This is a genomic window from Methylovulum miyakonense HT12, from assembly GCF_000384075.1.
In the GTDB taxonomy this organism is placed as follows: Bacteria; Pseudomonadota; Gammaproteobacteria; order Methylococcales; family Methylomonadaceae; genus Methylovulum; species Methylovulum miyakonense.
Genome location: NZ_KB913025.1, coordinates 2,112,503 through 2,133,200 on the forward strand (window position 1 = coordinate 2,112,503; position 20,698 = coordinate 2,133,200).

The following is a 20,698-nucleotide window of genomic DNA, read 5'->3' on the forward strand; positions in this document are numbered from 1 at the left end:
GGTGGCTCCTATATCAGTTGGTTTGGTTGCAGGGTAGGGGGCAAGTCTAAATGTTGTTGGCAATAACAATCGCCCGTTTAGGGGCGGGCAGCCCCTCAATGGTCAATTGCGGATTGTCCGGGTCAAGGAAGTCTTGCAATGAATGGAAGCGCATCCATTCGGTGCTGCGTTGTTCATCGGTGCTGGTGACGGTGACATCCACCACACGGACATTAATAAAGCCACAACGTTGCAGCCAGCTCACCAAGGTGTCGCAACTGGGCAAAAACCAGACGTTGCGCATTTTTGCATAGCGGTCTTTGGGTAACAAGGTGTCACCCAAGCCGCCGTCTATCACCAGCGTTTCCAAGACCAATTCACCACCTTTTTGTAGGCAGGCTTTCAGTTCGAGCAGGTGCTCGATGGGTGATCGGCGGTGATACAGCACCCCCATGGAAAAAACGCTGTCAAACAGTTGCAGGTTGGGGGGGAGGTCTTCTATGCCCAAGGGCAGGACATAAACCGGGGCGGTACCGTGCAATTTTTTGACCACTTGGAATTGCATGACATTCAGCAGCATCGGGTCTATGCCAACCACCATTTTCGCACCCGCCCCCAGCATCCGCCAGCAGTGATAACCATTGCCGCAACCGACATCTAGGACGCGGCGATAGGCGAGCGGCGTGATATGGTCTTGTAAGCGCCGCCATTTCCAATCGGAACGCCATTCGGTGTCAATATAAATGTCAAACAGTTGATAGGGGCCTTTACGCCAAGGGTGCAAGGCTTTTAGCTGTTTTTCCAGTTCTTGCCGTTGCCATAATGTCAAATCCCCGGCGCAGCCTATTTGGATGGCATCGGCATTGAGTCGGATATGGCTATGCGGCAATTCAGGAATTGCATTGATGACGTTTTGCCACTTTACCAGATCCCCATGCTTGCTGGCATCGAATGCATCGGGTAGTTGCTGCGCCAGTGCCGCGGCCCAAGCTTCGGCTTTGGCTTCTTGCAGGTCATGGAATAAGGCTTGATAGTCTGGCATGACGGTTAACTATGGCGGGATTGTTCAAACTTTCAGGGCGTATGGCCCTGAAAGTTTTAGGCGCTACGTAATCAGGAATTTTTTTCGGGTTTTGCAGACAATGCTTCGATATTGCGTTTTGCCAAGCTGTCGATGACGGCATTCAACGAGCCTTTGGTTTGCATTTCGTTATTGAAGGTGGTGCGGTAGTTGGTGACCAAGCTTACGCCTTCAATCATGATGTCATAGGCTTTCCATTGGCCTTCATGCAACGCCATGCGGTAATCAATGGCGATAGGCTGCATGCCAGGTTGCAACACTTCCGTTTTGACGACCACTTTGGTCGCACCAGATTCCATGTCCAGCGGCAAGAAGCGCACGGTCCATTCTTTAAACTCAACAAAAGCGCGGGAATAAGTCCTCACCAATAAGGTTTGGAATTCTTGTTTGAAACGGGCGCGTTCGTCAACGCTGGCCGTTTTCCATAATTTGCCCAGCACTAATGCGGCAATACGGTCAAAATCGACACGAGGGTAAATGACTTGGTTTACAAATTGGTTGATTTTGGCAAAATCCTTGGTGAAGCCTTTTTCCTGCATTTGGGATTGTAATTGTGCGGAAGCCGTTTCTATCGCCTGTTGCGGAGGCAACAAATCCGCCGCCATCAATCTGTCCAGGGGGGCAACCGTCAACAATAATGCCAATAACGTAAATAATATAGTGTGTTTAGCCTTCATAAAATCCTCTAAAATACAGCGTGAAAACTTAAGTCAATTTAAAACGAATTTAGTTTCTTGAAAATATTATCAACCCGAAGAGCAGCTGATCAGATGGCCTATAATAACATTACAATTCCCACCCGTATGAGAAGAATGCGTTATCACGATTTTTCCAGACGCTTGATGCGCGAGCACCGGATATGCACGGATGACCTTATTTATCCCCTGTTTGTCCGTGAAGGCAATGGCCTGCGTGAAAGTGTCGCGTCCATGCCAGGGGTGGAGCGTTTGTCGCTGGACGTGTTGCTGCAAGAAGCTCAGGAAATTTATGGTTTGGGCATACCGGCCATCGCTTTATTTCCGGTGATTGACGTTGACAAAAAATCCCTGGACGCGGCGGAAGCTTATAATCCCGACGGGTTGGTGCAGCGAAGTGTCCGCGCCTTAAAGCAGGCTGTACCTGGGTTGGGCATCATCACCGACGTCGCTCTCGACCCCTTTACCGTCCACGGGCAAGATGGCCTGTTGGATGGTAGCGGCTATGTCGCCAACGATGAAACCGTCGCCGTGCTGGTCAAGCAAGCGTTATCCCATGCTGAGGCGGGGGCGGATATCGTCGCCCCGTCCGATATGATGGACGGGCGTATTGGCGCGATCCGGGAAGCTTTGGAAGCTGGGGGGTTTATCAATACCCTGATTTTGGCGTACTCCGCCAAATATGCTTCAGCTTTTTACGGGCCGTTCCGGGATGCCGTTGGTTCGGCGGGCAATCTGGGCAAAAGCAACAAATACAGCTACCAAATGGATCCCGCCAATACTGACGAAGCCCTGCGTGAAATTGAATTGGACTTGCAAGAAGGCGCGGATATGGTCATGGTCAAGCCCGGGATGCCGTATCTGGACATCATCCGCCGCGTAAAAGAAACCTATGGCGTACCTACCTTTGCCTATCAGGTCAGTGGCGAATACGCCATGATAAAGGCCGCGGCGATGAATGGCTGGCTGGACGAAAAAGCCGTGGTGATGGAATCCTTGCTTGCCTTTAAACGGGCGGGCAGCGATGCGGTTTTGACCTACTTTGCCAAAGCCGTCGCCCAATGGCTCAGGGATGGATCATGACCGACCGTTATGCCGTCTTCGGTCAACCTATCGGGCACAGCAAATCCCCTCGTATCCACCAGTTTTTTGCCGGACAGACCGGGCAGCAACTTAGCTACACGGCTGAGGAAGTCGCACCCGAGCAATTTGTTGGCAGTGTCAAGGCCTTTTTTGCCCAAGGTGGCTTAGGTTTAAATTGTACCGTGCCGTTAAAAGAACTGGCGTTTGCGTTCGCGGACACAAAAACAATACGCGCACAACGCGCAAAAGCCGTCAACACACTGAAATTGGAAGCGGATGGTTCGGTACTGGGCGACAATACTGACGGCTGTGGTTTGGTGACGGATTTGCTTGATAACCATGCCTTTAATTTGAAAGGCAGCCGGATTTTATTGCTGGGGGCGGGCGGGGCAAGCCGCGGCATCATCGCGCCATTGCTAGGGTATTCGCCCCAAACCGTGGTGATTGCCAACCGTACTGTTGAAAAAGCGGTTGAGTTGGCGGCGGAGTTTCAAGATATTGGGGTAATCAGCGGCTGCGGCTACGCCGATTTAGGCGGACAGGCTTTCGACATAATCCTTAATGCGACTTCGGCGAGCCTAAGCGGGGAGTTGCCGCCTTTGCCTCAGGGGGTGCTGGCCACGCAAGGGGTGTGTTACGACCTTGCCTATGGCGACCAACCTACCGCTTTTGTCCGTTGGGGTAGGGAAAATGGCGCGTTCTATAGCCTTGATGGCTTGGGTATGTTGGTCGAACAGGCCGCCGCCGCGTTTTATCTTTGGCGCGGGGTCAGGCCATCCACACATGCCTTGATTGAGTTGTTGAATGCGGAACGGGGGATGTCATGAATAGGGAATTATGGCTATTACGGCATGGTAAGGCCGAACACAACGGTGATATTGCAGACTTTGACCGTTGTTTGACCGCCAAAGGTGAGCGGGATGTCAAGCGCATGGGCTTATGGCTTAAACAAGAAGGGCTGTGCCCGGATATTTTGATTTCCTCACCAGCCAAGCGGGCTTTAGGTACTGCGGGCATTATTGCGGATACGCTGGGTTTGAAAAAACCGTCATTACAACAAGACGGGCGATTGTATTTCCAAGGCATTGTCGGCTTAAAAAAAGTGTTGGCGGATATTCCGGTATCGCCGGGGTGTGTGCTGTTAGTGGGGCATAACCCGGATTTTGAAGATCTTTTGGCTTATCTTGTTGGTATTGGCCACTTGCCCGCTAGTGCCGGGCCGATGATGCCTACCGCCGCGCTAGTGAGGTTGCATATGCCCGCGGACTGGAGCCACTTGCCCGCCAATTGTGCGCAGTTGCTTGCGATGACCCACGCAAGCTCATTAAGTTGAAAGTAAGCGTTTGATGGTCATATTCTTGTCATATAAAGTCAATATGCTGCACAGGTATTTATATAAAGTGTTAATGCATATTAATTTACTAGAGAGTCGATAATGAATTTATCTTTTAAGGCAAGGTCGCTGGTTTTGGCGATGGGTTTCGTATCGGCGCTGTTTGCCAGTGCCGTCAATGCTGTCCAATCGGTTGATGCGGGTGTTCCAGAATACCAAAAAGCCAGTGGTGTTTCGGGCAATTTGTCCAGTGTGGGTTCTGACACTTTGGCGAACCAAATGACATTGTGGGCGGAAGCGTTCAACCGCCTCTACCCTAATGTCAATATCCAAATCCAAGCCGCAGGATCGTCTACCGCACCACCTGCGTTGACGGAAGGCACGTCAAACCTCGGGCCTATGAGCCGTGAAATGAAAGATGACGAGCTTGAGGCTTTCGAAGGCAAATATGGTTATAAGCCGACCGCCATTCCAGTCGCCGTTGATGCCTTGGCGGTTTTTGTCAACAAAGATAATCCCATTAAAGGGTTGTCGATGGATCAAGTGGATGCCATTTTTTCATCAACCCGTAAATGTGGCCACGGCACCGATATTGCTACTTGGAGCGACGCGGGGGTGGCTAGCTGGAAAGGTAAAAGCATCCAGTTGTATGGGCGTAATTCAGTGTCCGGGACTTATGGTTACTTTAAGGAACACGCTTTATGTAAAGGTGACTTCAAAAATAACGTGAACGAGCAGCCAGGTTCAGCCTCGGTCGTCCAATCAGTGACCACTTCGGTCAACGGCATCGGTTATGCCGGCCTAGGCTATGTCACTTCAGGCATTAAAGCCGTACCGTTGGCGAAAAAAGGCACTAAGGCATTTGTCGCCGCCACACCGGAAAACGCCTTGGCTGGCAAATACCCGCTAGCCCGTTATTTGTATGTTTATGTCAACAAAAAACCTAACCAACCCTTGGCGCCATTAGAAAATGAATTTATAAAGATGGTGTTATCGAAAACGGGCCAGGAAGTTGTTATAAAGGACGGTTATATCCCTTTACCTGCCAAAGTGATCAAAAAGGTTTTGGCAACATTAAAATAATTGAAAGATCTGGCATATAATTAAGCTTACGATTTCAAAGACAATAGCTTTAGGTTGTTTTAAAATAAGGGCTAATGGAAAAAGGCGGCTGGGCTTTGTTTGACAAAGCGCCAGCCATTTTTTTATGCCGTTTGTTATATCATTGTCACATTTTGTTCCTATAATCGTCATAACATGTCTGAAATAAACACAAATATTCCCACCTCCGTTATGCAAAAATCATCCGGCTCCTATTACCAGCAATGGCGTTTAATAAAAGATAACTTGGCGCGATATGGTGTGATAGCCGGCGGTATGGGGGTTATTGTTGCTGTTGTCATGATTTTCTTTTATTTGCTGTATGTGGTGTTCCCGCTGTTTTTGTCCGCCACCGCCGAGCCGGTCAGCCAATATGCGCTCCCTGAAAAAACATTAGGCAAGACCTTGTTGCTGGACATGGAGGAGCAAAATCAAGTTGCCGCCCGCTTTACGGAGACCGGGCATATCGTCTTTTTTGACGTGGCGACCGGTAAGACGATTACCAACCAAACGGTGGCGATTCCTGCAGGGAGCCAAATCACCAGTTTTGCACAAGCCACCCCGCTCAATGAAGGGGTGGTCATTTATGGGTTGTCTGACGGGCGTGCGGTTCTTGTTAAGCACCAATATAAAGTCACTTATGTAAACAATCAAAAAGTCATTACCCCGTCATTGGCTTATCCCATGGGGGAACAGCCGTTGGTGCTTGATGACGGCCATGCGGCATTGGAAACAATTGCCGCCCAGGTCAGCGACGGCTCGACGACTGTTGTTGCTAAAACCGCGGCTAAAATTCTCCTAAGTAGTTTCCAGAAAGAACAGGCTTTGTTTGCGGATGAAGCCACGCTGACCCGTAGCGACGCGGTATTAAACCCGCCCGACACGGGTGTCCAGGATATTTTGATCGACAAAGATGGTAGCTACCTTTATTTGCTTGGTAGCCAAGGCCGTTTGGACTTTTATGATATTAGCGACAAAAGCACCCCTGTCCTTAAACAAGCACAGAATGTGGTCGGAGCGGGACAGAAAATTACCAGCATAGCCTTTTTAAACGGTGACCTTTCGCTCATGATGGGTGATTCCACTGGCTTAGTCTCGCAATGGAGCATGGTAAGGGACAGTTCCAACCATTCGTCCATGCAAAAAATAAGGGTTTTCAAGGTTTCAGATAAAGCAATCGTTGCCCTAAAATCTGAACAACGCCGTAAAGGCTTTTTAACGGTAGACGCTGCCGGTAATATTGGCATATACCATTCAACGGCAGAGAAAGAGCTGATTAAGGAGCATGTCGCCGATTCTTTAACGGATGTTGCGATGTCCCCGCGCGCCAATGCTTTGTTGATGCAGTCGCCAGATGACAAAATTTATTTCTGGGCGGTTGAGAACGAACATCCTGAGGTTTCATTAAAAGCTTTGTGGCAGAAGGTATGGTACGAAAGTTATCCAAAGCCCGATTATATTTGGCAATCCTCCGCATCAAACAATGATTTCGAACCAAAATACAGCTTGATCCCGTTAGTTTTCGGAACATTAAAGGCGGCGTTTTACGCCATGCTGGTGGCAATGCCACTGGCTTTGATGGGGGCAATTTATACCGCTTATTTTATGAACCCACAGATGCGCCAGTATGTAAAACCTATCATTGAATTGATGGGCGCGCTGCCGACAGTGATTTTGGGGTTTTTGGCGGGCCTTTGGTTGGCGCCGTTTATTGAAGAGCATTTGGCGGGATTTTTCTCGTTGTTTTTGGTTGTCCCGTTGGCGATCATGCTATTTGCTTATTTTTGGCAGTTTGTGCCAAGATCTATCCTTGAAAAAATCCCTGACGGCTCAGATGCCGTATTGTTAATCCCCCTCATATTGATGGCCGGTATGTTGGCTTTTTCCATCAGCGTCCCTCTTGAAGCCGCTCTTTTTCACGGTAGTTTACGGGAATGGTTTAAAGACGAACTTGGCATTGGTTACGATCAACGGAATGCTTTGGTGGTGGGTGTCGCTATGGGGTTTGCGGTTATTCCGACGATATTTTCCATTGCTGAAGACGCCATTTTCAGTGTCCCTAAACATTTGACCGTTGGTTCCCTGGCATTGGGGGCAACCCCTTGGCAAACTTTATCCAGAGTGGTGTTGCTCACCGCTAGCCCAGGCATATTTTCTGCGGTCATGATTGGTTTCGGACGGGCGGTGGGTGAAACTATGATCGTGTTAATGTCGACTGGCAATACACCTGTGATGGATTTGAGCATTTTCCAGGGTATGCGGACATTGGCGGCTAACATCGCCGTAGAAATGCCAGAATCCGAAGTTGACAGCACCCATTATCGGGTGCTGTTTTTGACGGCTTTGGTATTGTTTGCCTTCACCTTTGTTTTTAATACGCTCGCGGAAGTTGTCCGTCAGCGATTACGCGAAAAATATAGTTCATTATGATTAAAGAATGGTTCAAAACAGGGGCGCCTTGGATATGGCTGAATGCCGCCGCAGTCAGTATTTGTCTGATTATGATTATTTCCGTGCTGGGATTGATTACCGTGCGTGGTATCGGCCACTTTTGGCCATCGGAGGTTATCCAATTTAGCTATCAGAATGATGAAGGGCGATTGGAGACGATCATTGGCGAACAAGTCGACAGCAGTGTCACGCCCGCCGCTATGGCAAAAGCCACCGGACACGTTATGGCTGATAACGAAGATGCCCTGGTGCAGTATTTGATCAAGACCGGTAACCGGGACGTGACAGGGACTGACTTCCGTTGGATACAAGCGCGTAAAATCAAGCAACAGGAAACGCCTATGGCAATATTGGTCATAGAGCGGCGTGAATGGGGCAATTTTTATGGGCAACTGGTCAGTGTAAAAGAAAATGGCAAAGTGGTGGCTTCGGGTGAAAACGCCGTCGCTGTTGCCCTGCAAAAACTTGAGTCTACGTTGGCTGTTTTTAAAGAAATTACGTATATCGAGAAAAAAGAGATTGGTGCGGTAAATTATCAATTGGAGCGCTTGAGGCTGAAGCAAAAAAGTTTGCAATTAACAAATAGCCTGGACGCCGGGGCACAAAAAAGCTTGACCATTGAAACTGCAACTTATGAAGAGCGATATAAATCCTACCAGGCAAAATTGCAGGCCTTGTATCAAAAAATCAGGCAAGATAGCCTAGCGTTAAAAACAGATGGTGGTAATGAAGTTGACATATCCTTGTCCAAGGTGGTCAGGATTTACCAACCTAATAATATGGGCCTCTTTGCTAAGATAGCGCATTATGGGAGCAAATTAGTGGAGTTCCTCGCTGATGACCCGCGTGAAGCAAACACTGAAGGCGGTATTTTTCCGGCTATTTTTGGCACAGTTATGATGGTGATGATGATGTCGGTCATTGTCACGCCGTTCGGTGTCATCGCCGCCGTTTATTTACGTGAATACGCCAAGCAAGGTTTTATAACCCGCGTGATCAGAATTGCCGTCAACAATTTGGCGGGTGTCCCATCAATTGTATACGGGGTATTCGGCCTTGGGTTTTTTGTCTACATACTTGGCGGCAACATAGACCAGTTGTTTTTTCCGGAAGCCGCCCCCGCCCCCGTTTTTGGTACGCCAGGTTTGCTATGGGCCTCAATCACATTGGCTTTATTGACATTACCGGTTGTTATTGTCTCAACGGAAGAGGGCTTGGCGCGTATCCCCAAATCTATCCGCGAAGGTAGCTTGGCGTTGGGCGCAACAAAAATTGAAACTTTATGGTTGACGGTTTTGCCGATGGCTAGCCCGGCTATGATGACAGGGTTGATTTTGGCCGTGGCGCGTGCAGCGGGCGAAGTTGCGCCGCTGATGCTGGTTGGTGTTGTAAAGATGGCTCCGACCCTGCCCCTTGACGGCAACTTTCCGTTCTTACATTTGGACAGAAAATTTATGCATTTGGGCTTTCATATCTATGATGTCGGTTTTCAAAGCCCTAATGTGGAAGCGGCACGGCCTTTGGTCTATGCAACATCATTATTACTGGTCGTGGTGATTTTGGGGCTCAATTTGTCAGCGATCCTCATTAGAAATCATCTCCGTGAAAAATACCGAGCATTGGAAGGTTAAAAAATGACAGCACAAGAAGTACGCACTCATGCGATTGACATCAATTCAGTTTTGAACAATCGTGTCAAACATAATGAAACACATGATGTCAGTATTAGGGTAGAAAACTTAAAGCTTTTTTACGGTGAAAAACAGGCGTTGCATGGCATTAACATGGAAATGCCCAAGAAAAAAGTCACGGCTTACATCGGCCCCAGTGGTTGCGGTAAGTCGACCCTGTTACGCTGTATTAACCGCATGAACGATTTGGTCGACCATGTGACGATAGAAGGCAAAATTTTGCTGGATAATGAGAATATCTACGACAAAAGCGTCAATGTTGCGGCATTGCGCAGACGGGTTGGCATGGTGTTCCAAAAACCCAATCCATTTCCAAAGTCCATATTTGAAAACGTTGCTTATGGTTTGCGTATTCAAGGTATTAACGATAAGCGGATATTGGAAGAAACCGTCGAAAATGCCTTGCGGGGTGCGGCGCTTTGGGATGAAATGAAAGACCGCCTTAATGACAACGCCTTAGGGATGTCGGGTGGCCAGCAGCAACGTTTGGTCATAGCCAGGGCGATAGCAATCGAACCGGAGGTTTTGTTATTGGATGAACCCGCTTCTGCTCTGGATCCGATCTCAACGCTCAAAATTGAAGAGTTGATTAACGAATTGAAAGAAAAATATACGATTGTCATCGTTACCCATAATATGCAGCAAGCCGCCCGTGTTTCTGATTATACGGCGTTTATGTATATGGGGGAATTGATCGAGATGGGCACTACCAGTGAATTGTTCACTAACCCCAAAAAGAAGCAGACCGAAGATTACATTACCGGTCGCTACGGTTAATCAGGAGCATAACTATGGATAATAGCAAAATCGGCCATCATATATCCGGACAATTCAATAGGGAACTTGAAGACATACGCAATAAAGTCTTGACGATGGGGGGATTGGTTGAGCAACAGATAGAGTTGGCCATTCAGGCATTCACCACCAATGACATGGAAATGGCCGAATTGGTTATCAAACAAGATAACCAAGTCGATGCCATGGAAATGGAAGTGGATATTGAATGCACACAGATTTTGGCATTACGGCAGCCTACCGCTTTTGACTTGCGGTTATTATTGACCGTCATTAAGGTCATCAACGAATTGGAAATTGTTGGTGATTTGGCTGAAAGGATCGCAAAAATGGCGATCCAGCTTTCTGACACGGAAGGTAGGAATGACCAGTATTACGAACTTCAGCACATGGCTGATTTGGTCAAAGAGATGCTGCATGGCGCATTGGACGCTTTTGCGAGGATGTCCATTGACGACATCACTATGATAACGGGCAAAGATGAGAATGTAGACCGCGAATACGCCAGCATTGTCAGGCAGTTGATCACCCACATGATGGAAGACCCAAGAAACATCACGCGGACTTTAAATGTATTATGGACAGTCCGGGCTATGGAGCGCATTGGCGACCATGCTTGTTATATCTGTGAACATTTGGTTTTTATGGTCAAAGGTGAGGCTGTCAGGCATTTGAGCCAACAAGAGCTGGAACAAAAAATGAAAGGCTAGGCCTCCTTTAGGTGGCGGTTATATACAGCTGTTCTGCTTGAAACCGCCGTTTCCCGGCTGGATTGTCGGGGCTGTAGACCGCGAAGCGAATCCGGTCTACAAAAGGCTTTAAAACAGTTTCTGTTCTAGTGTCCATTGGGGGGCACAAAAAGATGTTTTGTATCCCCTCATTTTTACCAATCCACCTGTCCCCGTACTTCCAGCATGTCAAGGTCAGCGCCATTAAATGCGGCAGATCTTGAGTTGCTCGTGCTTGCCGTATTAATATCCAAAACGTGCACAAAATTAGCCATCAGACGCATGTGTGAATTGGGATACCAGTTTAAAGCCGCTTTAATGGTTTCGGCTTCACCGCCTTTGATTAGCTTATCGGTTAAATTTAAGTAATCATAACCTAGAGCCAATTCCCAGGCTCCCCAACCATTTTTCATATCGAAATTATGGGTAGGTTTGATCCTATCCCATGCCCCCGTTTTTGCTTTATATGCGCGAGATTCACCAGTCAGGAAATAACTGACATAACCGTAATAGCCATCTAAGGTTTCCCCGCTCCCGTAGCCTTTTCCTGAAATATTGGTTTGCAAATATTCCGCTTGGGCTGAAAATGAACGGTAGACCAAGGCCGACTCCAAGGCAAAGCGCGTGATGTCGTCGACTTCCGTGCCCAGTTTGACGTTAGTCAAATTGCCGGTATTCAATATTGCGGTGCGGTCTACATTGGCATTTGGGGTCGATGTGAAATTCATGCCGCCGTTGCTAAAGCTGCCATCGCCCAAGTAATTATTGTTCACCGAGCGGTAAGACCCAGAAGCGCCAACATGTAGGAATTTCCTTTCACTATGTAGCCAAGGGCGGCCCACTATGCGTCCGGTTACATCCCAGCCCGTGTCCCCGCTGCCATTGTTGCGGTTGTTGTTGCCATTGCCTACGCTGTTTGTACCTGATGTGTTGGTATTATTGCTATTGACTGAGGTGTTGTAAGCCCAGCCGCCGCCCACAGGTTCAGTTTGCACGGCCCCCATCAATGCAAACCGCTCATGGTTGTAATTGGCGCCAAGACCCACTTTATAGGCGTTGGGGTTGTCAGAAAAAGTATTGATCGACATATTACGCTCAATAAATGTCAAGAAGCGGTTGCTTGTGGCTTCTTCCAAGCTAAAAGGTTCTTTAAACTGGCCGACCTTGACCCCGAAAGGCTCAAACAGTTTCCAGTTGATGTACGCATCAGTAATGCCAGCCGCCACCGTACCATTGCCACGGCTAAAGTCATATTCAAACTTATAGTCGTAATTTCTGAAAAAAGTCCCTTCAATACCTAAACGGGCGCGGCGTATATTCGTGCTGTCGGCCAATTGGTTGGTGGTAGCGGTCGCCGCATTGGGTGCGGGGTTGTTGCCATCCACGTTAACCTGCGAATCAACTTGCATACGGCCATTAATGGCGGCTTTAAAATTGCCGTCCTTGCTTTCAAATTCCAAGCCTTTTTCACCTAGTTTGACTTCTGCCGCATCTTTTTTCTGTTCAAAGACGTGTTCTTTCAGGACTTCAATTTCGTTGGTCTTTTTCTCCAAATCCTGACGCATCTCGTCTAATGCGGCTTTATCTGTTGCGGGAGGGGCGTTGTCTTCGACTTTGATGAATGAGCCTAACTTAGTGCGGTTGGCTCCCGGTTCTGCGTAAAGTTGTTTGGTTTTGTTATCCATATACAGATCCAGTGCTTTTGCTTGAAAAGATGCGCCGACACCTAATGCAGTAACTACAGCCAAAGTTAGTTTAGATAATGTCATGTTTTGCTCTTGGTGGTTATCAAAAAATTTGAGCAAGAATATGGGGTAAATATGACATTAATGTTACTAATATATTACAGTTTTATGACATTTTGTGGGTGGGTCTGCCTATGAAAAATATTATTCAATAATAACAGTAAGATATATTTTTTTCTGATCGGCAATAAATTTCAAAAATAAAGGAATTATTTATAATTTATTGATTTTTAAATAAATTAACATATATAGTTTAGTGGTTGATGTTTTCTATTTCTGTTATTTAACTAATTGATTATTATATATTTGTATTTTGTTGTTATTGGCAAAAAAGTTGTCATAATTTTGTCATATTAAGTCTCTATGCTTGTGCCTGTATTCCACATTTATATTACTTTTGAGAGTTGATGATGACAGTATTTTTTAAAACGAAGTCCTTGGTGATTGCGATGGGCTTTGCGTGTTTTACATTGGCTAGCGCTACGGCGAATGCCGTGCAGTCAGTTGACGACGGGTTACCTGAATATAAGAAAGCCACTGGGATTTCCGGTAACTTATCCAGTGTCGGTTCTGACACATTGGCAAATTTAATGACCCTTTGGGCAGAAGAATTCAATCGTGAATACCCTAATGTCAATATTCAGATCCAAGCGGCGGGCTCTTCGACAGCACCTCCGGCTTTGACGGAAGGCACAGCCAATTTAGGGCCAATGAGCAGGGAAATGAAGGAGGATGAGCTGGAAGCGTTTGAAGATAAGTTCGGTTACAAACCGACCGCCGTCCCCGTCGCAATAGATGCCTTAGCGGTATTGGTCAACAAAGACAACCCTATCAAAGGCCTGTCGATTGAACAAGTGGATGCCATTTTTTCCAGCACCCACAAATGTGGGGATGAAAAGGATATTGAAAACTGGGGCGATGCCGGAGTGGCGGCCTGGGCCACAAAAACTATCCAGCTCTATGGGCGCAACTCAGTTTCTGGAACCTACGGCTACTTTAAGGAGCATGCGCTTTGCAAAGGTGATTTCAAAAGCAACGTCAACGAACAGCCAGGATCTGCTTCGGTTGTGCAGTCTGTGACATCATCCGCAAATGGTATCGGTTATTCCGGCATGGGTTACAGCACATCCGGGGTCAAAATGGTGCCTTTGGCTAAAAAAGCCGGGCAGCCTTTTGTTGAAGCAACTCCAGAGAACGCAATTAACGGCAGCTATCCATTGACCCGTTATTTATTTGTTTACGTCAACAAGAAACCTAACGAACCCTTGCCGCCGTTAGAAAACGAATTCATTAAAATGGTGTTGTCTAAAGCAGGGCAAAAAGTAGTCATAAAAGACGGTTATATCCCACTGCCAGCGAAAATTGTCAGCAAAATCATGGCTACCCTTAAATAACAAGAAATTGGTTTTTTATAGCTAAAAAATAAAGGCAAGAGATTTAACATTTCTTGCCTTTTTTGTTTCGTTGGCGGTTATTTGTCAAAACCAATAAAATCCCAAAGCCTGTGGGAGAAAGTCATGTTTTTGAATTCAGGCACAGGCGGGCCGTCTGGATAATTTTGTTCATAAACCCGCTTCGTGTCATCGGCAAGTTCTTTCATGCCCAGCTCGGTGTAGGCTTCCATTAAAACTTGCAAGGCATAAGGCACGGCAGGTGTCCGCTGGTAATTTTCAACGACACCGGAAGCGCGGTTGGCTGCGGCGATATAGGCTTTCCTTTTCATGTAATAGCGTGCCACATGCACGTCGTGCATCGCCAGATTATTCTTAAGCGCTATCATCCGTAATCTGGCGTCAGCCAAATATCGGCTGCCTGGGTAACGGCGGATGAGTTCTTCAAAATTACGGTAGGCTTCGCGGGCACTGCCTGGATCCCGTTGCGAGGTGTCCGTTGGTAAAAACCGGTCAATAAAACCTATATCACGGTTATAATTTACCAAGCCTTTTAAATAATACGCGTAATCGACATGGGGGTTGCGCGGATTCATCTTAATGAATCGGTCGGCGGCAGCGATTGCCGATTCGGGTTCGGCATTTTTAAAATAAGCGTAGGCTATATCCAACTGGGTTTGTGCGGATGATTCACCGAAAGGGTAACGGGATTCCAAGGCTTCGTATAGCTTAATGGCCTTTTCGTAATTTCCGGCATCCACCATTTTTTGGGCTTCGGTGCGGAATTTCTCAGTATTCCAGCCCGCATATTCATTTTCTGGATTGGCCTCATCGGCCGAATCTCCGAATACCCCGCATCCTTGTAAGGATAGCCCTAAACTGAAGATGATAAAAAATTTTATTAAAATTAATCGCATAGTTCTAACGACACGTTGTAATATTGGGGGTTTTTCTCGCTGGATTGGCTGCGATAGTGTGGAGTAGTCTAGGTAATCCGTGAGTATAACTTAACAAAAGGTTATTCAGAAGATTTGTTATGACAAAATTAACGGCAGAAGTGCCATACGAAATGGCGGGCATGCGCCTTGATCAGATATTGGCGGAATTGTTTGCCGAATATTCGCGAAGTAAGTTACAAAGTTGGATTAAATCTGGTCGTGTGCAAGTTAATGGATTGATACTTAAGGCAAAAGATAAACTGGAAGGTGGCGAGGAAATCACCTTGGATGCAGAAGCGGAAGTGGTGATCACTTCGGAGCCGGAAAATATCCCGCTCGACATTGTTTATGAAGATGATAGTTTGCTGATCGTCAATAAACCGGCGGGCTTGGTGGTGCATCCGGCGATAGGCAATTGGCGTGGCACTTTAGTGAACGCCTTGTTGCACCACGAGCCGGGCTTGGACACCCTGCCGCGTGCGGGCATTGTCCATCGTATCGACAAAGATACGAGCGGTTTGTTGATGATTGCCAAAACCTTGCAGGCGCACAATAGCCTGACCGGGCAATTACAAGAGCGGGAAATCCATCGCGAATATCTGGCGATTACGCGTGGGCGTATGACGGCTGGCGGCACGGTCGATGAGCCGATAGGCCGGCATCCGTCAGACCGTTTGCGTTATGTGGTCAGGGAATCCGGCAAGTTTGCGGTGACGCATTATCGGGTGGTGAAACGCTTCACCCGCCATACCTTGGTTCAGGTGAAGCTGGAAACTGGCCGTACCCATCAGATCAGGGTGCATATGGCGCATATCCGCTTTCCTTTGGTGGGCGATCAGGTTTATGGCGGACGTTTCCAGATGCCCCCCGATTGCAGTGAACGGCTGGAAAATGCCTTGCGCGGCTTCAAGCGGCAAGCGTTGCATGCGGCGAAATTGGGTTTGGTGCATCCTGTGACTGACGAGTATATGGAATGGGAGCAAGCATTGCCGGATGATATGGTCGAGCTGCTGGAGGCTTTGGCCGACAATGAACAAGAATAGCTCTTGGTTGGCTCCCGATTGGCCAGCTCCGGACAACGTATTTGCCGCAACTACCTTGCGTGGCGGCGGTTCGAGCCTTGCCCCTTATGAAAGCTTGAATCTTGCCTTGCATGTTGGTGACCAAGAGGAGGCGGTCAGGCAAAACCGCAGTCTGGTTAAGGCCATGCTGAATTTGCCCGGCGAGCCGAAATGGTTGGCACAAATCCATAGTGACCGGGTTGTTGATGCCGCCAGCGTGGATTTGCCCGAGCCTGCCGATGCCAGTTTTACCGACCAAGCCGGGATTGTTTGTGCCGTGATGACCGCCGACTGTTTGCCCGTGCTGGTGTGCTCCCGTGATGGGCAGAAAATTGCCGCCATCCATGCGGGATGGCGCGGATTATTGGCAGGCATTATCGGTAACACCCTCGCTGCCATGAGAACCCATGATGTGCTGGTTTGGTTGGGGCCTGCGATAGGGTCTTCAAGTTTTGAAGTCGGTGCGGAAGTGCGTGAGGCGTTCACTGCAAAATCCGATAGCTACTGTCTTGCCTTTAAGGCGCGGGGAAACGGCAAATGGTTGGCCGACATTTATCAGCTGGCGCGTCTGGAGCTTGCGGGATTGGGTATTGCCCAGGTTTATGGTGGTGGTTTTTGTACGGTCGCTGAGCAGGAACGCTTTTTTTCTTATCGCCGTGACCCAGCCACTGGACGCATGGCGACACTCATTTGGAGAACCTGACAGTAGTGAATTTATTGTTATTGATTGTCATATTTACCGCCATCGGCGGTTTGTTAAGCGTATTGGCGGCAGCGGTCTTCCTGCTGTTGCCCGATAAACAGAGGGCGGCGGTATTGCCGCATGGCATTAGCTTTGCGATTGGTGCGTTATTGACCGTGGCCTTTTACGGCCTGATCCCGCAAGCTTTTGCGGAAGTTAGTCCGGCAATGTTCCAACCCTTGTCGGCCACGATTTTGGCGGGGATATTGGGCTTTTTTGTGCTGGAAAAATTATTGATTTGGCGGCATTGCCATTACGGCAGTTGTGAAGCGCATGGTGATGAAGAGCCGCATCATGATGATGGCCACGGCCATCATCATGGGCATGGCGCAAAATCGGCAGGCGTGCTGATCATTTTAGGTGACGGTATCCACAACTTTGTTGATGGCATTTTAATCGCGGCGGCGTTCTTGACCGATGTGCAATTGGGCATAGTGTCTAGCCTTGCGGTGGCGGCGCACGAGATCCCGCAGGAGGTAGGGGATTTTGCCATTTTGTTGGAAAGCGGCTATTCCAAAAGCAAAGCCCTTTTTTACAATATCTTGGCGAGCTTGACCACCGTTTTGGGTGGCGTGTTGGCGTATTATAGCCTGGAAAATTTACACGACAGTTTGCCGTATTTTCTGGCCTTGGCGGCATCCAGCTTCATTTATATTGCCGTGGCGGATTTGATCCCGTCACTGCATAAAAAAACCGATATGAAAGCCTCATTGGAGCAAATTGCTTTGATCGCGGCGGGCGTGTTGTTGATCAGCTATTTGCATAATGTTGTCCATCATTTTGAGTCGGCGGGTTAATGCTGTTTTCAGCACCTTACGTCCGTTTGCCCATAGGGGCCGCCATGGTGATGTTTTTTGAAGACGATTTTTGTGTTTTTGATTTTATGGCTCTGCCACCCGTGCTTCGACAAGACCCTACAGGGATAGGCGAAGGGGTCATACGGACGGCAGGTTTTCCTAGGCATTTATCGTGAAAGGGCTGTTGGAAATTTCTTGGCCAGTTTCCGGGTAAATGACCCGTACGCTATAAGTTACACCCTGGGTCAAGTCTAATGGGGCGGCAAAGCCGCTATTTAAGCCTTTGGGGCCATAGACAGCGGCCACATCACTACGCGATAAGCCAGCGACAGTTTCGGTCGCCACCATTCCATTGACGAGGATACGCAAATCCGCAGGCCCGTTCTGGTTGGAACAATATGCCCAGCCCTTTAAATATTGCCCATCCCACATTTCAATGTGGCCGATGACCAATTCGGGCAATTTGCCCAAGACATAAATGAAACCGTTCCGACGGTTACTGTAATAGCGTTCAAACCTTTTCGATCCCACCATACAGCTATAGTTGTTTAAATAAGCCATCACTCTTTTGGGCAAAAACCATAATTTGCGCAGAAGCTTTAATTTCCTTTCGTTATCGTGTATCAATGATTCAACGATATTCGGGGTGACATTAATTTTTTTTATGATAATGAACCCGTTACGGCTGAGTTGGGCGTCCGTGGCCGGGTTATTCTCCATGTCATAGGTTTCATAAAAAATGAATGACCCGGAAGGTTTTAAGCTACGGTAGATTTCCCGCAATTGGTCGTTGAAACGCGGCACGCCAGTTTCCACGCTCAAAATGACGTCAAACGTATCGTTGGCAAAGGGCATGCCCTGCCGGTTAACCTTAAATACGGCGTTTTTTAGTTTACGGTGTTTGCGTTTGCAATAAAAAATCGCGGCTTCGGATGCGTCCAAGCCGTTAAAATGGCATCCGTCATCCAAGTAGTTGCGCAATAAGTACATACTGCCATGCCCTTGCCCGCAACCTATTTCACATAAGTTTAAAGCTTCGGTACGGGGCACCCCGCCCGCTTTCATTAATTCAACATAAAATTGCAGTTGGTGGGCATTTTCTTCGGTTATGGCTGTTGGGAAATAGCCGTAATTGTTTAGCAAAATTTTGCCGTAACGCAATTCGTATAAACAATACATTAAATAGATAAAGTTGTACCGTAATCTGGATTTCATGGGAGGCTGCGGAAAAAGTTGAAAAGCTATTTGCCTAACTTACGTAAATGCGGATGCTGGTTAAAAAACCATTGTCTTGATGGGGCGGTTGGTGTTTCCGTAGTTTGGGCTGCCAAGTTATAAGTATTGTGGCGTTTAGGGTAGGGGATGCTACGCCTCTACCCTATGCCCCACAGTGCCGTATCAGGTTATAACGTTAGGTGCGTCCCTGCCGGTCCGTTTTTTCACTTCGCAAAACTGTTCGGCCAGTCCGATCAATTCCGCCAAAGCCACTTGCGCGTCTTGGTCTTGACGGCTTGCGTCGGGTTCAAAGCGCTCGATATAGATCCTTAAGGTGGCGCCTACCGTGCCGGTGCCGGACAAACGGAACACTATCCTCGAGCCGTTGGTGAAACCTACCCGTATGCCTTGGTTGCGGCTGATGCTGCCATCTACAGAATCTTCGTAACAAAATTCATCGGCAAATTTGACCGTATATTCGCCGAATTCCTGACCCGGCAGTTTCGGCAATTGCTCGCGCAGATGCTCAACAAGGGCGTTGGCAATCGGTGTTTCCACGGCTTCGTAATCATGGCGGCAATAGATGTCCCTGCCAAATTTTTGCCAGTGTCCGTGGACAATGTCAGCCACGGGTTGCCGTCTTCTGGCAATTAAGTTTAGCCAAAACAGAACCGCCCATAAGCCATCCTTTTCGCGGACATGGTCGGAACCTGTGCCAAAGCTTTCTTCGCCGCATAGGGTGATTTTGCCAGCGTCCAAAAGATTGCCAAAAAATTTCCAGCCCGTTGGGGTTTCGTAGCACGGGATACCATAACTTGCCGCCACCCGGTCAACCGCCTGGCTAGTCGGCATGGAACGGGCGACGCCGCTTAAGCCTTGGGCGTAAGCGGGGATCAAGTGTGCGTTCGCCGCCATAATGGCAAGGCTGTCACTGGGGGTGACGAAAATTTGGCTGCCAGTAATCATGTTGCGGTCACCGTCACCATCCGAGGCGGCCCCAAATGTTGGGGCGTGGTCGCTGAACATGATTTCAGCCAGTTCATGCGCATGGGCGAGGTTGGGGTCAGGATGATGGCCGCCAAAATCTTCCAACGGTTGGGCGTTAATGACCGATTCCGCCGGGGCGCCGAGCATGTCCACTAGGATGCGTTTGGCATAGGGGCCGGTGATGGCGTGCATCGCATCAAACAGCAAAGTGATGTAGCCGGCGCTAATGCTTTGTCTAAGCAAGGGGAAGTCAAAAATGCTTTGCATCAGTTCGGCGTAGTCGCTGACCGGATCAATGATATTGATTTTCAGGTCGCCAATGTGTTGTTCGCCAATATTATCCAAATCAATGTCATCTATGATTATTGTTTTATAATTGTTAATAGATTGGCTACGCTGATAAAATGCCAAGGTGTCTTTTTCCGGGGCGGGGCCACCGTTCCCGACGTTGTATTTAATGCCAAAATCTTCGTCAGGGCCGCCTGGATTGTGGCTTGCCGACAAAATTAAGCCGCCAAAGGCCTGATATTTTCTGATAATATTTGATGCCGCAGGTGTTGATAATAACCCCCCTTGGCCTATAATCAATTCTCCAAAACCATTGGCCGCAGCAATTTTTATGATGATTTGTATGGCGGCCCGGTTAAAATAACGTCCATCGCCGCCTAGTACTAGGGTTTTTCCGGCGAAACCTTCTAAAGAGTCAAAGATTGACTGTACAAAATTTTCCAAATATCCCGGCTGTTGAAAGACCTTTACTTTTTTTCGTAGCCCTGATGTCCCGGGATTTTGGTCACTATAGGGATGCGTTGTGATCGTTTCTATTTTCATAATGAACCCTTTTCGGTTGTTGCCTGGTGTCTTAAGTACACTAAAATTTTTTTT

18 protein-coding genes are annotated in these 20,698 nt (G+C 48.0%); 12 read left to right on the forward strand and 6 right to left on the reverse strand.

Translation table 11 applies throughout. The features are described from left to right. Positions 1-46 precede the first annotated feature (46 nt). Positions 47-1,021, reverse strand: coding sequence for a tRNA 5-methoxyuridine(34)/uridine 5-oxyacetic acid(34) synthase CmoB (gene cmoB / locus METMI_RS0110810; RefSeq protein ID WP_019866310.1), 975 nt, complete (start codon positions 1,019-1,021; stop codon positions 47-49). Between the two features lie 71 nt (positions 1,022-1,092). Next, positions 1,093-1,737 carry an MlaC/ttg2D family ABC transporter substrate-binding protein gene (locus METMI_RS0110815; RefSeq protein ID WP_019866311.1) on the reverse strand — a complete coding sequence of 215 codons (645 nt, stop codon included), beginning with the start codon at positions 1,735-1,737 and terminating at the stop codon, positions 1,093-1,095. A 93-nt stretch (positions 1,738-1,830) separates the two neighbouring features. Between METMI_RS0110815 and hemB the strand changes: the two genes are divergently transcribed. The 8 genes from hemB (at position 1,831) to phoU (ending at position 10,919) form a co-directional block, all read left to right on the forward strand. Then, entirely contained in the window at positions 1,831-2,838 is a 1,008-nt protein-coding gene (gene hemB / locus METMI_RS0110820; RefSeq protein WP_040572785.1) for a porphobilinogen synthase, read from the forward strand. Next, positions 2,835-3,665 carry a shikimate dehydrogenase gene (gene aroE / locus METMI_RS0110825; RefSeq protein ID WP_019866313.1) on the forward strand — a complete coding sequence of 277 codons (831 nt, stop codon included), beginning with the start codon at positions 2,835-2,837 and terminating at the stop codon, positions 3,663-3,665. Before hemB ends, aroE begins: the two co-directional genes overlap by 4 nt. Beyond that, positions 3,662-4,171, forward strand: coding sequence for a SixA phosphatase family protein (locus METMI_RS0110830; protein ID WP_019866314.1), 510 nt, complete (start codon positions 3,662-3,664; stop codon positions 4,169-4,171). Before aroE ends, METMI_RS0110830 begins: the two co-directional genes overlap by 4 nt. Before the next feature lie 102 nt (positions 4,172-4,273). Next, positions 4,274-5,254, forward strand: coding sequence for a PstS family phosphate ABC transporter substrate-binding protein (locus METMI_RS0110835; protein WP_029151619.1), 981 nt, complete (start codon positions 4,274-4,276; stop codon positions 5,252-5,254). Positions 5,255-5,464: 210 nt separating this feature from the next. Beyond that, the gene (locus tag METMI_RS0110840; RefSeq protein WP_019866317.1) at positions 5,465-7,702 is read left to right on the forward strand and encodes an ABC transporter permease subunit; all 2,238 of its coding nucleotides are present in this window, start codon (positions 5,465-5,467) and stop codon (positions 7,700-7,702) included. After that, the gene (pstA, locus tag METMI_RS0110845; RefSeq protein WP_019866318.1) at positions 7,699-9,354 is read left to right on the forward strand and encodes a phosphate ABC transporter permease PstA; all 1,656 of its coding nucleotides are present in this window, start codon (positions 7,699-7,701) and stop codon (positions 9,352-9,354) included. The genes METMI_RS0110840 and pstA overlap by 4 nt, the downstream gene beginning before the upstream one ends. A gap of 3 nt (positions 9,355-9,357) precedes the next feature. After that, positions 9,358-10,191, forward strand: coding sequence for a phosphate ABC transporter ATP-binding protein PstB (pstB, locus tag METMI_RS0110850; protein WP_019866319.1), 834 nt, complete (start codon positions 9,358-9,360; stop codon positions 10,189-10,191). 14 nt (positions 10,192-10,205) lie between these two features. Then, positions 10,206-10,919: a phosphate signaling complex protein PhoU gene (gene phoU / locus METMI_RS0110855; RefSeq protein ID WP_019866320.1), complete on the forward strand. Its 714-nt coding sequence runs from the start codon at positions 10,206-10,208 to the stop codon at positions 10,917-10,919. Positions 10,920-11,092: 173 nt separating this feature from the next. Here the strand turns inward: phoU and METMI_RS0110860 are convergent, their stop codons facing one another. Continuing rightward, positions 11,093-12,706 (reverse strand): OprO/OprP family phosphate-selective porin, encoded by a 1,614-nt coding sequence (locus METMI_RS0110860; RefSeq protein WP_029151621.1) that lies wholly within the window; start codon positions 12,704-12,706, stop codon positions 11,093-11,095. Between the two features lie 383 nt (positions 12,707-13,089). Between METMI_RS0110860 and METMI_RS0110865 the strand changes: the two genes are divergently transcribed. Next, positions 13,090-14,076 (forward strand): PstS family phosphate ABC transporter substrate-binding protein, encoded by a 987-nt coding sequence (locus METMI_RS0110865; protein ID WP_019866322.1) that lies wholly within the window; start codon positions 13,090-13,092, stop codon positions 14,074-14,076. Positions 14,077-14,153: 77 nt separating this feature from the next. Here the strand turns inward: METMI_RS0110865 and METMI_RS0110870 are convergent, their stop codons facing one another. Beyond that, positions 14,154-14,990 carry an outer membrane protein assembly factor BamD gene (locus METMI_RS0110870; RefSeq protein ID WP_019866323.1) on the reverse strand — a complete coding sequence of 279 codons (837 nt, stop codon included), beginning with the start codon at positions 14,988-14,990 and terminating at the stop codon, positions 14,154-14,156. Between the two features lie 119 nt (positions 14,991-15,109). Here METMI_RS0110870 and rluD point away from each other — a divergent pair, with 119 nt between their 5' ends. Genes rluD through METMI_RS0110885 form a run of 3 tightly spaced genes read left to right on the forward strand, consistent with a single transcriptional unit; the run spans position 15,110 to position 17,611 of the window. Then, positions 15,110-16,054, forward strand: a complete 945-nt coding sequence (gene rluD, locus METMI_RS0110875) for a 23S rRNA pseudouridine(1911/1915/1917) synthase RluD (protein WP_029151623.1) — start codon at positions 15,110-15,112, stop codon at positions 16,052-16,054. Then, on the forward strand, positions 16,041-16,775 hold the full coding sequence (gene pgeF, locus METMI_RS0110880) for a peptidoglycan editing factor PgeF (protein WP_019866325.1): 735 nt from the start codon (positions 16,041-16,043) through the stop codon (positions 16,773-16,775). Before rluD ends, pgeF begins: the two co-directional genes overlap by 14 nt. Positions 16,776-16,780: 5 nt before the next feature. Next, positions 16,781-17,611 carry a ZIP family metal transporter gene (locus METMI_RS0110885; protein ID WP_019866326.1) on the forward strand — a complete coding sequence of 277 codons (831 nt, stop codon included), beginning with the start codon at positions 16,781-16,783 and terminating at the stop codon, positions 17,609-17,611. Between the two features lie 159 nt (positions 17,612-17,770). On the opposite strand, the gene METMI_RS0110895 is transcribed toward METMI_RS0110885, so the two are convergent. Continuing rightward, positions 17,771-18,826: a class I SAM-dependent methyltransferase gene (locus METMI_RS0110895; protein ID WP_019866328.1), complete on the reverse strand. Its 1,056-nt coding sequence runs from the start codon at positions 18,824-18,826 to the stop codon at positions 17,771-17,773. A 183-nt stretch (positions 18,827-19,009) separates the two neighbouring features. Next, positions 19,010-20,644, reverse strand: a complete 1,635-nt coding sequence (locus METMI_RS0110900) for an alpha-D-glucose phosphate-specific phosphoglucomutase (RefSeq protein ID WP_019866329.1) — start codon at positions 20,642-20,644, stop codon at positions 19,010-19,012. Between the last annotated feature and the right edge of the window lie 54 nt (positions 20,645-20,698).

Coding starts and splice junctions, on each gene's coding strand:
- cmoB (WP_019866310.1), bottom strand. CDS start 1,021: ATGCCAGACTATCAAGCCTTATTCCATGACCTGCAAGAAGCCAAAGCC.
- METMI_RS0110815 (WP_019866311.1), bottom strand. CDS start 1,737: ATGAAGGCTAAACACACTATATTATTTACGTTATTGGCATTATTGTTG.
- hemB (WP_040572785.1), top strand. CDS start 1,831: ATGGCCTATAATAACATTACAATTCCCACCCGTATGAGAAGAATGCGT.
- aroE (WP_019866313.1), top strand. CDS start 2,835: ATGACCGACCGTTATGCCGTCTTCGGTCAACCTATCGGGCACAGCAAA.
- METMI_RS0110830 (WP_019866314.1), top strand. CDS start 3,662: ATGAATAGGGAATTATGGCTATTACGGCATGGTAAGGCCGAACACAAC.
- METMI_RS0110835 (WP_029151619.1), top strand. CDS start 4,274: ATGAATTTATCTTTTAAGGCAAGGTCGCTGGTTTTGGCGATGGGTTTC.
- METMI_RS0110840 (WP_019866317.1), top strand. CDS start 5,465: ATGCAAAAATCATCCGGCTCCTATTACCAGCAATGGCGTTTAATAAAA.
- pstA (WP_019866318.1), top strand. CDS start 7,699: ATGATTAAAGAATGGTTCAAAACAGGGGCGCCTTGGATATGGCTGAAT.
- pstB (WP_019866319.1), top strand. CDS start 9,358: ATGACAGCACAAGAAGTACGCACTCATGCGATTGACATCAATTCAGTT.
- phoU (WP_019866320.1), top strand. CDS start 10,206: ATGGATAATAGCAAAATCGGCCATCATATATCCGGACAATTCAATAGG.
- METMI_RS0110860 (WP_029151621.1), bottom strand. CDS start 12,706: ATGACATTATCTAAACTAACTTTGGCTGTAGTTACTGCATTAGGTGTC.
- METMI_RS0110865 (WP_019866322.1), top strand. CDS start 13,090: ATGATGACAGTATTTTTTAAAACGAAGTCCTTGGTGATTGCGATGGGC.
- METMI_RS0110870 (WP_019866323.1), bottom strand. CDS start 14,990: ATGCGATTAATTTTAATAAAATTTTTTATCATCTTCAGTTTAGGGCTA.
- rluD (WP_029151623.1), top strand. CDS start 15,110: ATGACAAAATTAACGGCAGAAGTGCCATACGAAATGGCGGGCATGCGC.
- pgeF (WP_019866325.1), top strand. CDS start 16,041: ATGAACAAGAATAGCTCTTGGTTGGCTCCCGATTGGCCAGCTCCGGAC.
- METMI_RS0110895 (WP_019866328.1), bottom strand. CDS start 18,826: ATGAAATCCAGATTACGGTACAACTTTATCTATTTAATGTATTGTTTA.
- METMI_RS0110900 (WP_019866329.1), bottom strand. CDS start 20,644: ATGAAAATAGAAACGATCACAACGCATCCCTATAGTGACCAAAATCCC.